The following is an 18980-nucleotide window of genomic DNA, read 5'->3' as shown; positions in this document are numbered from 1 at the left end:
TCTAGTTGGATATATACTATGGCTCAGATAAAAAAAGAAAATTGTTAGAGGTGATGCGGGTAAGATAAGTTTAGAGTTACTGAGCAACATTACTGGTATTACTGAAAGAGAATTATGGAGTATGACTTTTAATGATAAAATTATGGATACCACTAATCTTGGATTTATAAGGACGGGCTTTAAGTTAGGTATTAATTCATATGCTGATAAAATTTGCCCAGCTTGTTTTAATGGGAATTTTTATCAGAAGAAAATTTGGAACTATACAGTTAATGTTATTTGTCCCATACATAATTTGTATTTGGTTAATGAATGCCCAAGATGTAACAGTAAGATATCTCCGATAAGAAAAACATTAAAAAAATGTAACTGTGGATTTGAACTGAAATTGTTAGATCATGTAAAGGTAGAATAGGATTGTATTAGTTTTGTTCATTTTTTTTATAATTTATATTATGAAATTAAAACCTTTGATACTCAAATAGATGCGATATGGAACCTTAAATTTGTAGAATTACTTTAGCATAAAAGAATAAGATGGAACGCCCAATGCGGTGAAAATCGCACGTTGGGTGTGGAGCAGGGGAAAAGATGGCGATTACATCAAAGTCTTACCTATTGCTATCACATGCATCCGTAAAATAACTATTAAAAAAATCTGGGAGGATTATGGTGGATATATTAATTACTGGGGCAAATAGGGGCTTAGGGCTTGGATTTGTCGAAGTTGGATTAGAAAAAGGGTACCGAGTTTTTGCTGGAGTCAGAGATGCGAATGAACAAAAAAGGACTCAATTAACCAAATTAAAAGAGAAAAATAGCAACCAGTTATAAATTCTTCATTTAGATGTCACAGACGAGGAATCTGTTCGTGAAGCAGCTCGTAATGTAGGTGAAAGTCTTGATGTGATTATCAATAATGCTGCCATTCTTAATGGAAGGGGTACGTCTATTGAGGATCTTGATATAGAGGCTATCAAACTAGCATTTGATGTCAACACGTTAGGACCAGCCCGTGTGATTAAACATTTTCTACCTTTGCTGAAAAAGGGTGAGAATCAATCCATTATCAACATCTCGTCAGAAGGTGGTAGTCTAACAAATGCATATAGTGGTGATTATCCTTATGGATTGTCGAAAGCTGCCTTAAATATGTTGTCCGAGAAGCTCCATGTAGCAAAGAATGAAGGCATTCAAGTCCTTTCCGTCCATCCAGGGTGGGTAAGGACGGATATAGGAGGAATGATAGCCCCGACACATCCAAAAGAAACAGCAGAAGATATTTATAATCTCATTAATCGACAAGTTCGTATCGATAGTGAATTTGTTTTCGTTGACTATCAAGGGAAACCGATGAGCATTTGATGTGGCACCGTCTGGATGATCAAGAAAATGACTGCTGTATGATATAAGATATAAGTTGAAATTTAAGATTTATACACAAGCGTGCAGAGGCTGTTTGCCTTTCTGCACGCTATTAAATTGGAAAATGTAAAAAAATGATATATTGAGAACAGATCGCATCCTGAAATGCTACATGACATGATAAGAAGGACATAACTTTTTCCTCAAAAAATCGTGTCTTGACAACGGGGGCATTATTGAGTGTTTTTTTAAGTGATTCTGATTATTACTATCCAACCCGAAGGCTAAGGGCGGTGGGTTTAAACCACGCCCTTTGAACTGGAAAAATTTTAAGAATTTTGTTGATATAATCCTTAAATATAATATAATAGAATTATAGAAGCCAATATACATAAATAATTCTCAACATAAATTTTAATATTAAAGAGGCAAGATCAAGACGTTGCATCAATTGTAACAAAGATAATATCGCATCATAAAAACAATAACTTTTTAAGAGGTGCAATATGAAACCCTATACAAAATCAGTATTAGAGGATGGAGTTAATATAACACTAGATCAATTACTTGGAATTTATGCTAACGAGAAATCAAGGGGAGTTTACTTTACTCAATCCGATGGCTCTGAATTGTTTGAGTCTTATGAAAGTCTTTATTTTAATGCCAAATCCATCTTAGGGGCACTACAAAAGCAGGGATTTCAGAAGGGCTCTTATATTATCTTTCAGACAAACAATAATTTATCCTTTATAAGGTTGTTTTGGGGTTGTATTTTAGGAGGCATGATCCCCGTTCCTCTGTCTGTACCGCTAATTGCATCGCCTGACACTGAAGCTTTCAAGAAGTTAGTGAAAGTAAGTGAGCAGTTGCCGAATGCGTGGATAATTACTGATGAAAGAAATTTAAATACGTTTAGAGAAAGTTATGAAGCCAATAATTTGAAATACTTAGAGTATGAAACCTTAGCATGTAATATGGAAGAGGGGCAATGCGTTACAGTAGATTGTCAGGACTTAGCGTATATACAATATTCGTCTGGCAGCACAGGTAACCCTAAAGGAGTAAAATTAACACATGAAAATCTAGTTTATAATTTGGCACAGATAGTAGATCGTTTGAAACTAGACACAAATGATGTCATGGCTAGTTGGTTACCATTGACACATGATATGGGCTTGATCGGTTATCATTTAACTCCGATATTTGCGGGTATATCTCATTCCCTTCTAAATTCGGGTACATTTTTAAAGAAATCTTGGCTATATCTTCAAAAATGTGCGCAATTAAAAGCAACGGTGCTTGTAAGTCCGAATTTTGGATTAGACTGGATGATAAAGACTGTAAAGGATTCACATTTAGAAAATATTGATTTATCTAGTGTGCGAAACATAATGTGTGGTGCAGAACCAATATCAATGGATACCATTAGACGATTTTATGAAAAATTCTCGTCTTCTGGCTTGCGTGAAAATACGATCCATCAAGTCTATGGTATGGCAGAAGCTAGTCTGGCTGTTACTATTCCTGAAGAAGGACATAATAGAAGTGTATGTATTAACCGTCATAAAGCTCGTATTGGTCAAGAAGTGGAGTATATAGAAACGAAGGAGCCAAATGCAGCAGAGTTTGCCATAGTAGGAGAACCATTATATGAATTAGAAATATTGATTGTAGATGATGAAGACCACATCTTAGGGGAAAATTACATAGGCAATATAGTGATCAAGGGGAAAAATGTATTTGAGGGATATATGAATCATGATAGTTCCCCTTTTAATGAACAGGGCTTCTTCTGTACAGGAGATTTAGGACTTTTACGCAATGGAGAACTCATTGTAATGGGCAGAAAGAAGGATATTCTGTTTGTAAATGGTCAGAATTATTATGCTAGCGATATAGAAAATATGTTAACATTGGCGATCCCAGAGTTGTCTCAAGTCGTTGTGTGTGGTGTTCGCAATCCGTCATCGATCAGGGATGAAATTATAGTATTTGTACATAATCGAAAAGATGCCAAGGCATTTTTGCCACTTGCCCATCAAGTGCAGGATATGGTATTAGAACGGGTTGGAATAGCTGCAGATTATGTAATTCCAATAAAAACGATACCGAAAACAACAAGTGGAAAGGTGCAACGTTTTCTTTTAATAGAGCGATTTGAGAATCATGAGTTTGATGAAGTTATCGCAATAGCTCCATATTCTTATCAGAGTATCAAGGAATCTGCAAAGAAGTCAGCATGGAACAAAACGGAGATTGAAAATCAAATCGTTGAAATTGCAAAAGAAGTATTCTCTATCCCTTCTTTGAAAGTAGACGATACGATTTCTCGGATGGGAGTTAGTTCGTTAACGTTGATTCGTTTCCAGGATGAAATAAATCAACGATTTCAAGTCGAAATCCCTATTGTAAGCCTTTTCAAAATGTCTACCCTGGAACAAATAATTAAGATGGTTGAGGAACAACTAAAGGCAGAGGATGTCAATGCATCCGAATTAACAGGGAATAAAGACATGTGGTATGAGCCGTTCCAGGTAACAGAAATACAAGGAGCCTATTTAGTTGGAAGACAAAATATTATGGAAATGGGTAATGTCTCCACCCATGCCTATTATGAGTTTGAAACAGAATTAGATATTAAACGCTTAAACGATGCATTGAATCATGTTTTAGAGCGTCAGCTTATGCTGCGTACTATTTTTGATGAGACAGGAATGCAAAAAGTTCGGCGTTCTAATTCTTCTTATGAGATTTGTATTGAAGATTTACAAGACTTGTCTTTAGAGGATCAACAAAAACGTATATTGGAAAAAAGAAATAGCAGGTCACATTTTGTTTTCCAACAAGATCATTGGCCATTATTTGAGTTGACTGCATTTATTCTTGGTGAGAAGAAAAATTATCTCTTCCTGGATATTGACTTATTAATTGCTGATGGAGGCAGTTTATTAATTTTAATACAAGAGATAATGGATTATTATGAGAAACCGAATATGGAGATTAAACCTTTAACATTCCAATTCTCAGATTATGTAAGGGCATTGGAGAGCTTTCGTGAATCTTCCGCCTATCAAAAAGCTCAAGACTATTGGCAAGCCAAAATAGAGGATTTTCCCTATGCACCTCAGCTACCATTAGTTTGTGAGCCAGAATTCATAGAGAAACCAATATTTCAGAGAATGGAGAAAAGTCTGACAACTGATCAATGGAATATTGTGAAGGGCCTGGCAACTCAGTACGGTGTAACACCATCTGTATTCTTATGTACAATTTATGCGGAAGTTTTGTGCAAATGGAGCAATCAATCCAGAATGGCACTTAATTTAACATTATTTAATCGACAGTCCTTTCATCCAGACGTAATGAAGTTGATTGGAGATTTTACATCAGTTTTATTGTTAGATATTGATTTATCTGTTCATCGTGCTTTTTGGGAGAAAGCATCTATGGTTCAAGATATATTATTTGAAGCAGTAGACCATCGTTTTTATAGTGGTGTTGATGTTATACGAAATATTGCAAGTAAGAGAGAAATGACTAGTAAAGCGATTATGCCAATTGTATTTACTAGTATGTTATTCGATAAATCGGAATTTGCAGATACGTTGACGAAATTAGGGAAAATTAAATACGGAATAAGCCAGACCCCTCAAGTATTTTTAGATTTCCAAGTCACGGAAAGAGACGGACAATTAATTATGACTTGGGATTATGCAAAAGATTTGTTTGATGAAGACATGATCAGTGCCATGTTTGAAACGTATCAACTTCGATTACAGCAAGTTATAGACAATAAACTTTCATCTATGCCGCTGCCTGTAACACAGTCTGAACTTCTGCTTGATTACAATCGTACACAAGGAGACTATGAAGGGGATTTACTGCAAAGATTAATAGACCAGCAATGCCAGAAGACGCCAGATGCTATTGCAGTCAAATTAGGACAGGATACATTGACCTATGGCGAGTTGGCGAGAAAATCCAATCAGGTCGCTCGTTATTTAGCAGAACAAAACTATGCGCTCAATTCTTATATTGGAGTTTGGGCAGAGAGACGAATTGAGACCATTGTAAATATGGTAGCTATTTTAAAAGCCGGCCATGCTTATATTCCTGTTAATCCGGAACATCCTGAGGAAAGAATAAAATATATCGTGGAACATAGTGATATCAAGCTCATGATTCATCCGGATTTATATGAAACAGAGAACCTTTCCACCTATAACGATGGCGCCTTAGAACTGTTAGAAGGCTGCCAGCAGGATAGAGCCTATGCTATCTATACGTCAGGAAGCACTGGACATCCTAAGGGTGTTGTGATCACCCATGAAGCAGTAGTGAATACATTATTAGATATTAATGAGAAATTCCAAGTAAATAGCGAAGATAAAATCATTGCCCTATCATCGATGAGCTTTGATTTATCCGTCTATGATATTTTTGGAGCACTCATTAGCGGAGCTCAGTTAGTATTAATTCCAGATCTTTTAGATATGGCCAGTATTCATCAGATCATGATCGAAGAAGAAATCACGATATGGAATTCGGTTCCGGCAATTATGGATATGTATCTAGAAAGCACAAAGCAAGACACGGTGCATAGCACTTCAGCAGAGCGCTTACGTATGGTGATGCTAAGTGGAGACTGGATTTCTCTTGGTTTGCCAGCGAAAATCAAAACAAGAATGCCAAAAGCACAAGTCATCGGGTTAGGTGGAGCAACGGAAGGCTCTATATGGTCCATATATTTCCCAATCACAGAAGTGAAGCCAGAGTGGAAAAGTATCCCTTACGGCTATCCGCTGAAAAATCAACAAATTTACGTACTGGATGAATGTGGGGAAGAATGCCCAGTAGGCGTACCAGGAGAACTGCATATTGGTGGAAAAGGAGTCGCTGCAGGTTATCTCAATGAAGAAGAGAAGACGAAGGCCGCCTTTATCAACCATAGATTAGGTTATCTGTACAAAACAGGTGATTATGGTGTCATGCGTCCGGAAGGATATGTAGACTTCCTGGGAAGAAAAGATAGTCAAGTTAAGATACGTGGACATCGTGTCGAACTAGGAGAAATAGAACACTGTATCAATCATTTGCCACATATTCAGCAGTCCGTCGTCGCTGATTACAGTGATTCACATGGAGAGAAGCAATTGTGTGGGTATATTGTTGCAGATGAGACCGTAGAATTGGCAGAAATAAAAAGAGAGTTAGCCAAACATCTGCCTGATTATATGATCCCGGCACAATTCATACAGGTAGATGAGATTCCACTATCTGCAAATGGTAAAGTAGATCGTAAATTATTGCCGAACCCGGAACAGTTTATTGAAGAAACTAAGATGATAAGGGGTTATGAGGCACCAAAGACCCAGACGGAAAAATTGGTAGTAGAGGCATTTGAACATGTACTTGTTATGGAAAGAGTAAGTGTAAATGACAATTTCTTTGATTTGGGTGGAGATTCGATTAAGGCTATCCATATTCTAAACAAGATAAGAGAAGCTGGATACGATAGCTCCATGCGAAATCTTTTGATGGAGAGAACACCAAAGCTAATAGCCATGAATTTATCCACAAAAAAAGAAATTATGCCTGCGGAGCAAGGAGAAATAACTGGTGAAATTTCACTGACACCAATTCAAAACTACTTCTTCGCACAAAATATGATAGATCCTGAACATTTTAATGTATGCCAAGTGTTTAAGGTTCGTGAAAAACTAAATGATCTGGCACTACAAAAAGCTTTATCTGCGTTAGTGCAGCATCATGATATGTTGAGAGCTACGTACAAAGATAAGAAACAGGTTATAGGGAAAGTAGAAGATAAGAAATGGTACGGCTTTACAAAAATAGCATGTGAACCTGAAGAGATTCAGGAAAAAATTAAGACAACGAAAGTAAAGATGGATTTGGCGGAAGGACCATTATTGCAGGCTGTTTTATTTAGTACGCCGGAGCAAGATTATATGATGTTGCTAGCTCATCATATGATAATGGATGTGATTTCCTGGCGGATTTTAACTGAGGATTTGGAGAAGGGCTACTCTCAAGCTTTGAATCAAAAAGAGATAACATTACCAGCTAAAACCGTTTCCTTTAAAGTATGGAGCGAAGGATTAGCTTATTACAGCCAGAGTGAAAAGTTAAAGAGAAGGTTAGCTTACTGGTCAGAAATAGAAAATAAATTGGTTGATGGTAAGTTAAAAGAAGATGGAATTGATGATAAATTCGAACCAAAGACAGCCGTGGCATGTCTTAATGCCGCTATCACAGAAAAGTTATTAAAAGAAAGTGCACATGCTTATAATACAGAGATTAATGACTTGCTTGTAGCAGCACTAGGACGTGCGGTAAACAAAGTAACAGGTCAGAGAACGCTTGCTATACAGATGGAAGGACATGGTCGTGAAGAAACAGTAGGCTCTTTTGATTTAGGTAGGACAATAGGATGGTTCGCTAGTATATATCCCGTAGTTTTAGATGAGTTAGGCACTAATATTGCACAGGATATTCGAAATACGAAAGAGACACTACGACGCGTACCAGGACATGGAATTGATTATGGCATCATAAAGAATGCAGCCATGGGTAATCCAGAAGAAATGGATGTAGAAGTGGCACCAGATATATCATTTAATTATCTTGGAGAACTAGGAACAAAGAAAGAATCTGGCGATCTATATTTCGAGTTTTCACAATTAGGTTATGGACAGGATACGAATCCTCGTAATCAATTTGGACCATCCATTAACGTCATAGGTCATGTGCAAAAAGGTAGTTTATCTATGACAGTAACCTGCAACAGCAGTCGTTATTTGGCTGAGAGAATTGAGCAAATAGGAAAAGCATATGAAGAAGAACTGATAGCAGTCGCAGAACATTGCTCCCACGCACAGAAGAGTGAGTCAACGGCAAGTGATTTTGGTGAGAGCGTATGGAAAGATAGCGAATTTTGTTATGTACAGGAAGCTGTCGAAATCCGCGGCCAGGAAATTCAACGTATCTATCCATTGGCTCCTGTGCAAGAGGGAATGCTCTATGAGAAGCTTATGGATGAATCATCTACAAAATATGTTGTTCAGCAGACGTTGCGATTGGCAGATGTAGATGTAGAGAAGATGCACAAAGCTTTTAAGTATTTAGCAACACAGCATGATATTTTACGTACAAAAATCTGTTATCGGGGAGTAAGTGTACCAAGACAAGTTGTATTGAAAGAAAGAATGCCGGAATTTAATTATATGGAAGTAGATAATGAATCGGATTATCTTGATTTAAAGGAACAAGATGTAAAACGAGGATTTGATTTAGAAGAAGATACACTACTTCGTATGAATCTGATAAAAATAAACAACAGTGGTTATCGGTTGATCATGACAAACCATCATATTATTTTAGATGGTTGGTGTTTGCCAATTTTGCGTAAAGAATTATTTAGTGCGTATATGGCAACAGATGAAGAACAATTAAAAACACCTAATCAGGCTGCTTCTAATAAAATGGGTAGCTATGAAAAGTTTGTCCATTATATAAATGAAAAAGATAAAGAGACGAGCCTTAAATATTGGGAAGACCTTCTTCAAGGATATGAGACAAGGGCTGATATTCTACCTTTAGGTCGTCCAGATGAAACAGAAGAAGAGAGTCAGAGCCAAGAGTTTAAGTTAAGCATAGAGGTAACTGAACAAGCAGAAGCGATATGTGCCCAATATGATGTAACATTGAACACGCTAGTAGAAGCTTGTTGGGGCGTTTTATTGGAAAAATACAACTCAACAAATGATGTTGTATTTGGAAAAGTTGTATCTGGTAGAAATGCAGAGATTGAAGATATTGAAGAAATCGTTGGTTTATTTATCAATACAATACCCGTACGTATATCGACAACAAACGAAGACACCTTTGCCGATTTGTTGAAATCATTACAGAGCCAGGCAATTATTGCAAATGAACACGATTTTCTTCCCTTAGCAGAAATACAGAATCATACTTTATTAGGAAGAGATCTAATTGGAACATTATTCTTCTTTGAAGGTTATCAAGGAACAAGTATAAATATTGATGGCAAATTAAATGTGGAATCCGAATATTACCGCGAACAAATTGGGTATGACTTGGGAATGACAGCATTTAAGAGTGATCGTATCCATTTTAGAATTCTTTTCAGTACAAAGCTATATAACAAGGAACAAATAAACATTATTGGTTCCCATCTGCAAAGGCTTATGGAACAAGCAATTGCAGCACCACAGACGAAATTAATCGAATTAGGCATGACCAGTGAAGCAGAAGAAATGAAAGAATTAGTACAGTTTAACGCAACGGACAGCGACTATCCAAGAGACAAGACAATTGTACAATTATTTGAAGAACAAGTAGCAAGAACCCCCCATAATACAGCAGTTGTATGCGGGAATGAGCAATTGAGTTACGCTGAATTAAATGCTCGTGCCAATCAGCTTTCATTAAAGTTACGACGGGAATACCATGTCCAGCCTGATGATTTTGTTGCGATTATAGCAGAAAGAAGTTTGGAGATGGTGATCGGGTTATATGCCATCATAAAGTCGGGTGCAGCATATGTACCCATTGACCCATTGTATCCAGAAGAACGTATCGAGTATATATTGGAAGATAGCCAGCCTAAAGCGGTTTTAATTGGTCATGGAAAGTATAATATTTCTCCTGAAAAGGTTGTTAACTTATATAGTGAAAGCAATTATGGAGAAGGTGCAGGGAATCTAGAACATGTAAATACTCCTCGTGATCTTATTTATCTGGTTTATACATCGGGTACAACAGGAAAACCAAAAGGGGTTATGGTAGAGCATCAGAATATAGTCAATCAGCAGATGTGGACACAAAGAGAATACCCATTACACGAGGGAGAATCTCTTTTAATGAAGACCACTTGTGCATTTGATGTTTTTGCCTGGGAAGTATTTTGGTGGATGTTAGCGGGTGGTAAACTTGTTATTTTGCAACAAGGAGAAGAAAGTCAAAGTGATAAGATCATCAAGGTAATTCAGGATTATAAAGTCAATGCAATCCAGTTCGTTCCTTCCATGTTCAATATGTTTCTAGAAGAATTAGATATGAGCAAAGAAAAAATAAATACTCTGCGTTATATCATTAATATTGGTGAGAAACTGAATGCGGAAAGTGTGAGACATTATAATCAATTAAGGGAAAAAGGACAAGTAAGAGCAGAACTACTGAATCTCTATGGTCCAGCAGAAACTACAGTTAATTCCAGTGGATATCATTGTCCAACAGGCTTAGATGTAGATAAAATATTAATTGGTAAGCCTATTAGTAATACACAAATTTATATATTATCAAATGAAAAAATAGCCGGAATAGGTGTACCAGGGGAATTATGTATTGCAGGAGAAAGTGTGTCGCGTGGATACTTAAATCGTGAAGAATTAACAGCTCAGAAATTTATTAAAAATCCTTTTGGTTCAGGAATGATGTATAAAACAGGTGATCTGGCACGGTGGATACCGGATGGAAATATCGAGTACCTTGGCCGTATAGATGATCAAGTTAAGATAAGAGGTTTCAGAATCGAACCAGGAGAAATTGAAAGTACTTTGATGGAGCTCGAAGGAGTTAGTAGAGCAGCCGTTGTAGTACGACAAGACAAGCAAGGAGAAAAATATCTGTGTGCTTATGTAGTCGTTCATACAGAAATAGAAGAATTAGACGAAGATACAATCAAGAGTGAATTACGCAAGAAGTTACCAGACTATATGGTTCCTGTGTATATTATTCGAATTGACCAAATTCCATTAAGTCATAATGGAAAGCTGGACAAAGCGGCACTACCAGAACCAGAATACAAGCCTAAGGAATATGTAGCACCAATAAATAGAGAAGAGAAGTTAATAGTTGAAGCATTTGAGAAAGTCCTTGGAATAACAGGAATTAGTGTCAATGATAGCTTTTTTGACTTGGGTGGTCATTCACTGAAAGTTACATTATTGTGTAATGAATTAGAAAAGACAATCGGTATAAGACTGCAGCTTAGTGAAATATTTGCTTTATCTACACCAAAACGTATTGCAGAAAGAATTGGAAGCTTACAACAGGATCGTTTTTCGGAAATACCGAAAATAGCTGAAGCAGAGTTCTATCCTATGAGTTCTGTTCAAAAGCGACTTTATCTTCTCAATGAGATAGTAGGTCCTAGTATTTCCTATAACATTTCGAACGTCATAAAATACGAAAACACTCTGGATAAAGAGCAGTTACAGGGAGCATTAGATAAGCTCTTAGAGAGAGAAGAAGTATTAAGAACCAGCTTCCATCTTATTAATGGAGAGCCAGTTCAAGTGATTCAACCAGATGCGAGAGTAGTATTGGAATACAAAGAAGCAGATACACTAGATATTCAAGATGAATATGATCGTTTTGTTTGCCCATTTGATTTATTCAAAGCACCTTTGATGCGGGTTAAGTTATTACAGACACCACAAGCTTCATACTTGATGCTGGATATTCATCATATTGTTTCTGATGGAGAAAGTCTGCCTATTATGATGAACTGGATAAGCGAGTTATATGAAGGAAATACTTTACCAATCCCAAGGCTTCATTATAAAGATTTCTCTGCTTGGCAAATGACTCAGGATATTACGAAGCAGGCGGCATATTGGAAAAACGAGTTTTTAGGCGAAATTCCAATACTTAATTTGAATACAGATTTCCAACGTCCTAAGAAAAAGAGCTTCAATGGTGCCAACGTAAAAACTAAGATTGAAGAACCAGTTTTTATGGAAATAAAAGAATTAGCGAAGAAGCATGGTGCTACGGAATTCATGACTATGTTATCAACCTTTATGATTCTATTGAGCAAATACAGTCAACAGGAAGAAATTGTAGTCGGAACTCCTGTATCAGGTAGAACCCACGTTGATACACAAGAAATGCTGGGGATGTTTGTAAACTCCTTGGCTATCAAAGGAAAAGTGAAACAAGAGGAGAGTTTTGAACAAGTATTGCTTGGAGTAAAAGAAAAATGTCTTCGTGCGTACGATAATCAGGACTTTCAATATGAAGACTTGGTTGAGGCAGTAGATGTAAAGAGAGATTTATCAAGAAATCCATTATTTGATGTAATGTTCATGATGCCAGAGAGTGAAATTATGTCTGGTTCAAAGAGCATTGTGAGTGGAACATGGGTACCAATGGAAGGAAAAGTAGCTAAGTTTGATCTGAATTTAATGGTAATACACACATCAGAGGGTTATGTGGTCAACTTAGAGTATTCTACAGATTTATTTAAACAGGAAACGATAAAGCAAATGCTGGATGATTATGTTTTATTACTATCAGAAGTTATAAAACATCCAGAAGACCGTTTGCAAGAGCTACTTAAGAAAGAGGATGTTAAGAAAGAGGAGAAAGATTCGACCCAAGCAGAGCTTGATCATCGTGCCAATCATCTGGCACAGCAAGTTTCAGATTTGATGCGGGCATTGCAGCAAAGAGATCAAGCTTATTGGAAGGAAAAAGTAGACAATTTCCCGCATGCACCTCAGTTACCACTTCTTCCAAATGGGAATGCTGTAAACAACGCAACAGTAAAACGTTTAGAAACGAGAATTGCTGCGACAGACTGGGCGATTGTGAGAAACAAGGCTTTGGATAACAAAATTGCACCATCTGCGTTATTGTGCACAATATATGCGGAAGTTCTATTTAAATGGAGCAATCAATCCAATATGGCACTTAGCTTAAATCTGTTTAGTAATCAGCCTTTTCATCAAGATGGAATGTCTCTGATGGGGGATTTCGTATCGAAATTGTTGTTAGATATCGATTTATCATCTCATAGACCATTTTGGGAAAGAACTACTGAGATTCAGAATCGGTTATTTGAAGCGTTAGACCACAGATTTTACAGTGGGGTTGATTTCCTGCGTGATCTGGCTGAACACCGTGGTCAAGAAGGTCAAGCTATAATGCCAATTGTATTTACGAGTATGCTTCGTGACGAAGTAGATTTTTTCAATGCCAATATAGGTAGTAGGGGAGAATTGAAATACGGAATAAATCAGACCCCTGAAGTGTTTTTGGACTTCCAAGTTGCGGAAAGCGACGGACAATTAATTGTGACTTGGGATTATGCAAAAGATTTGTTTGATGAAGACATGATCAGTGCCATGTTTGAAACGTATCAACTTCGATTACAGCAAGTTATAGACAATAAACTTTCATCTATGCCGCTGCCTGTAACACAGTCTGAACTTCTGCTTGATTACAATCGTACACAAGGAGACTATGAAGGGGATTTACTGCAAAGATTAATAGACCAGCAATGCCAGAAGACGCCAGATGCTATTGCAGTCAAATTAGGACAGGATACATTGACCTATGGCGAGTTGGCGAGAAAATCCAATCAGGTCGCTCGTTATTTAGCAGAACAAAACTATGCGCTCAATTCTTATATTGGAGTTTGGGCAGAGAGACGAATTGAGACCATTGTAAATATGGTAGCTATTTTAAAAGCCGGCCATGCTTATATTCCTGTTAATCCGGAACATCCTGAGGAAAGAATAAAATATATCGTGGAACATAGTGATATCAAGCTCATGATTCATCCGGATTTATATGAAACAGAGAACCTTTCCACCTATAACGATGGCGCCTTAGAACTGTTAGAAGGCTGCCAGCAGGATAGAGCCTATGCTATCTATACGTCAGGAAGCACTGGACATCCTAAGGGTGTTGTGATCACCCATGAAGCAGTAGTGAATACATTATTAGATATTAATGAGAAATTCCAAGTAAATAGCGAAGATAAAATCATTGCCCTATCATCGATGAGCTTTGATTTATCCGTCTATGATATTTTTGGAGCACTCATTAGCGGAGCTCAGTTAGTATTAATTCCAGATCTTTTAGATATGGTCAGTATTCATCAGATCATGATCGAAGAAGAAATCACGATATGGAATTCGGTTCCGGCAATTATGGATATGTATCTAGAAAGCACAAAGCAAGACACGGTGCATAGCACTTCAGCAGAGCGCTTACGTATGGTGATGCTAAGTGGAGACTGGATTTCTCTTGGTTTGCCAGCGAAAATCAAAACAAGAATGCCAAAAGCACAAGTCATCGGGTTAGGTGGAGCAACGGAAGGCTCTATATGGTCCATATATTTCCCAATCACAGAAGTGAAGCCAGAGTGGAAAAGTATCCCTTACGGCTATCCGCTGAAAAATCAACAAATTTACGTACTGGATGAATGTGGGGAAGAATGCCCAGTAGGCGTACCAGGAGAACTGCATATTGGTGGAAAAGGAGTCGCTGCAGGTTATCTCAATGAAGAAGAGAAGACGAAGGCCGCCTTTATCAACCATAGATTAGGTTATCTGTACAAAACAGGTGATTATGGTGTCATGCGTCCGGAAGGATATGTAGACTTCCTGGGAAGAAAAGATAGTCAAGTTAAGATACGTGGACATCGTGTCGAACTAGGAGAAATAGAACACTGTATCAATCATTTGCCACATATTCAGCAGTCCGTCGTCGCTGATTACAGTGATTCACATGGAGAGAAGCAATTGTGTGGGTATATTGTTGCAGATGAGACCGTAGAATTGGCAGAAATAAAAAGAGAGTTAGCCAAACATCTGCCTGATTATATGATCCCGGCACAATTCATACAGGTAGATGAGATTCCACTATCTGCAAATGGTAAAGTAGATCGTAAATTATTGCCGAACCCGGAACAGTTTATTGAAGAAACTAAGATGATAAGGGGTTATGAGGCACCAAAGACCCAGACGGAAAAATTGGTAGTAGAGGCATTTGAACATGTACTTGTTATGGAAAGAGTAAGTGTAAATGACAATTTCTTTGATTTGGGTGGATACTCGCTTAATGTAATCCGGCTGTGTAATGAATTAGAGAAGAGCACAGGGGTAAGGTTACCACTTAGAGAAATTTTTGATTTAGTTACACCAAAAAATATTGCAGAACAAATAAAAAACTCAAAGGAGAATACGTTTGAAGAAATACCAGAAATAGCAGAAGCAGAAAGCTATTCTATAAGTTCAGCTCAAAAGAGACTTTATCTTTTGGACCAACTAACAGGCCCTGGTATAACTTATAATATTCCTTTAGTAATCAAGCTTAAAGTTAAACCAGACAATGAGCGACTTCAGAGGGCATTGGATCAATTAGTAGAGCATGAGGAAATTTTAAGGACAAGTTTCCATATCGTGAATGGTGAACCAATTCAAAAAATTTCTTCAGATGCAAGAATTGTGCTGGAGCACAGTGAAGTAAAGACAGCAGATTCACAGTATATCCAAGATGAATATAATACTTTCGTCCAACCATTTGACCTGTCAAAATCACCACTAATGCGTGCAAAAATACTGAATACTCCAAGTGATTCATATTTATTCCTGGATATTCACCATATTTTATGTGATGCAGGAAGCATGCCAGTTATGCTTTACAAAATACAAGAGTTATATGAAGGAAGAGAATTGTTAACACCACGAGTACAGTATAAAGACTTTTCTGCTTGGCAAAATGCTAGAGATATCACAGAACAGGCAGCGTACTGGAAGAAAGAATTCTCCGGTGATATACCAGTCCTAGATTTAATCATGGATTATCCACGCCCTCATAAACAAAGCTTTAGAGGTGCTAATTTCCGAACACAGGTAGAAGAAAAAACGAGTATTAAAGTAAAAGAGTTAGCGAAGAAGTATGGTGCAACGGAGTTTATGGTGTTGTTATCCACCTTTTTCTCTATGTTAGGAAAATACAGTCGACAGGAAGAAATTATAGTAGGAACGCCAATATCGGGCCGAAACCATACGGATACCCAAAATATGTTGGGCATGTTTGTAAACACTCTGGCAATCAAAGGGAATGTGTGCGCTGATGATACATTTGAGGATGTATTATTACGTACAAAAGAGAAATGTTTACAGGCATACGATAACAAGGATTATCAGTTCGAGGATTTAGTTGAAGCAGTGGGAGTAAAGAGAGAGTTCTCAAGAAACCCAGTATTTGATGTGATGTTTGTATTGCAGGACGATGAGAGAGAGAGTTATTCGGATCGTATTCATATTGGAACAAGGGAATCCGTTGAAGGTAGTATTTCTAAATTTGATCTTACCTTAACCATGATAAGTGATGCAGAAGGCTATAAGATTGATTTTGAATATTCTACAGACTTATTCAAACCAGAAACGATCGAGTACATGGCAAAACACTTCTTAACATTAATTGAAGGAGTTTTAATGTCTCCGGAAAAGAAGCTGCAGGAGATTGCCATGGTAGATCTGTACGAAGAAGCAAAAATATTGGGTGAGTTCAATATGACGGATGCAGAATTCCCTCAAAATATGACGATTGTGCAGTTACTTGAAGAGCAGGCCGCCAGAATACCTAATAGTATAGCCATCACATTTAATGGACAACAGATGACCTATGCACAATTAAATGAACGGGCGAATGCTCTGGCAAGAAAGCTTCGTGAGGACTATAACATTCAACCCAATGACTTTGTGGTGATCTCAATAGAGAAGTGTTTGGAGATGGTGGTGGGTATATACGCTATTTTAAAGGCTGGAGCAGCTTACGTACCGGTTGATCCATCTTATCCAGAGGAAAGAATTAATTATATCATTAATGACTGTAAACCAAAGGTCGTATTATGCAGTACAAAAGAACCTGAAGTTGACATTCCTGTCATGCATCTTCATGATGAGGCAAATTATCAAATGGAATGCAGTAACCTTGTTCATGTAAATCACTCAAGTGATTTGATGTATGTTATTTATACCTCAGGTACGACGGGCCGGCCAAAAGGTGTTATGGTTCAGCATGTAAATGTAGTGCGATTACTCAAGAATGACAAGTTTAAGCTTGATTTATATGAAAATGATATTTGGGTTCAATTCCATTCTTATTGTTTTGATGTTTCGGTTTGGGAAATATTCGGAAGTCTATTGAATGGAGCAAAGCTTGTAATACCTTCTGAGGATACAGTAAAAGATGGATATGCCTTCGGAGAGCTGCTCCAAAAAGAAGCGGTAACCATCTTATGCCAGGTACCTTCACCATTCTATGCGTTGATCGATGCAACGACAGGACAAACCATAAATAGTTTACGATATGTTATTTTTGCAGGGGAGGCACTTTATCCAGCACATTTGAAGAAATGGCATGAGAACAATAGACATTGTCGTCTGGTTAATATGTACGGGCCAACAGAAACCACGGTATACGCTACTTATCGCGATATTGATGCTGAAGCCATCGAGAGAGGAATTAGCGATATAGGAATGCCACTTCCAACATTAAAGATTTATATATTAAATGGAAATGAACTTTGTGGAATTGGAGTTCCGGGTGAGGTATGTATAACAGGTGAGGGTGTATCTCAAGGCTATCTAAATCGACAAGACCTGACAGACGAGAAGTTTGTACACAACCCATTTGGATCCGGAAAGATGTATCGGACAGGTGATTTGGCACGTTGGTTACCTAACGGAAACATTGAATATATTGGACGGATGGATGACCAAGCAAAAATCAGAGGATATCGTATTGAACCACGAGAAGTAGAAAGCCGTTTATTGGAGCTTGAAGGCATAAATGAAGCTGTAGTCATAGTGCGAGAAGACAAAAGGAATGAGAAATTCCTGTGTGCCTATGTAATAACTGAGACAGAAATAGAAGAAAAGGACGTTAAGATCAAGTTAAGTAAAGTATTACCAGATTACATGGTGCCTGCACATATTATTTCGGTTGATGCGATTCCACTTACAAGTAATGGGAAACTTGACAAAGCCTCATTACCCCAGCCGCAGTATAAGTCAAAGGAATATATTGCAGCACGAAATGAATATGAAACTCTGATCGTGCAGGCATTTGAGAACATTCTAGATATTGAAAAAGTCAGTGTAACTGATAGCTTCTTTGATCTAGGGGGATCGTCACTGAAAGCAGTGCTCTTGTGCAATGAATTGGAGAAGGCCATAGGAGTAAGATTGTCAATTAGAGATGTTTTTAATTTTGGTACGCCCGAGCAGATAGCGGGAAATATCGAGTCGATTGAGAGCGAGATGTTTATGGCAATAGAACAAGCTTCAGCAGCTGAATACTACCCTACAAGTTCAGCTCAGAAACGACTCTATCTTCTGGACGAGATGACCGGACCTAATATTAACTACAACGTATCGGACGTTTATGCTTATGAAGAACCGCTAGATAAAGAAAGATTACAGAAGGCTTTGGATAAGCTGTTAAAGCAAGAAGAAATCTTGCGAACTAGTTTCCATGTTGTGGACGGTGAGCCTATTCAAACGATTTCTCCAGACGCAAGGGTTTTAATAGACTACAGCGAAGTGGACGAAATAGATATACAAACAGAATACGATAAATTTATACAACCGTTTGTTTTATCCGAAGCACCGTTGATGCGTGTGAAATTAATGAAGACAACAACGGCCTCCTATCTATTTGTTGATATTCATCACATTATATGTGATGGAGAAAGCCTGCCAGTTATACTGCAACAAGTGAACGAATTTTATGAAAATGATGGAACTGATTATGAATAAGAGGAGAAC

The 18980-nt window shown here is 37.6% G+C and carries 3 protein-coding genes; all 3 read left to right on the top strand.

Features of this window, described 5'->3' with window-relative positions; all coding sequences use genetic code 11:
* Positions 1–672: 672 nt before the first annotated feature.
* A complete protein-coding gene (locus NYE42_RS17590) occupies positions 673–834 on the top strand; it encodes a hypothetical protein (RefSeq protein ID WP_154105043.1) in 162 nt (53 codons plus the stop codon).
* Positions 835–1365, top strand: coding sequence for an SDR family NAD(P)-dependent oxidoreductase (locus NYE42_RS17585; protein ID WP_080130617.1), 531 nt, complete (start codon positions 835–837; stop codon positions 1363–1365).
* 506 nt (positions 1366–1871) lie between these two features.
* Positions 1872–18971, top strand: a complete 17100-nt coding sequence (locus NYE42_RS17580) for an amino acid adenylation domain-containing protein (protein WP_352426616.1) — start codon at positions 1872–1874, stop codon at positions 18969–18971.
* Positions 18972–18980: the final 9 nt, after the last annotated feature.

It is taken from the genome of Bacillus sp. FSL K6-2865, assembly GCF_040311405.1.
Classification (GTDB): Bacteria; Bacillota; Bacilli; order Bacillales; family Bacillaceae; genus Bacillus; species Bacillus velezensis.
The sequence above is the reverse complement of the archived record's forward strand: the minus strand, read 5'-3'. Positions and strand labels throughout refer to the sequence as shown.

Bases quoted from the DNA above. Each gene is read 5' to 3' on its own strand.
- NYE42_RS17580 (WP_352426616.1), top strand. From the start codon at position 1,872: ATGAAACCCTATACAAAATCAGTATTAGAGGATGGAGTTAATATAACA.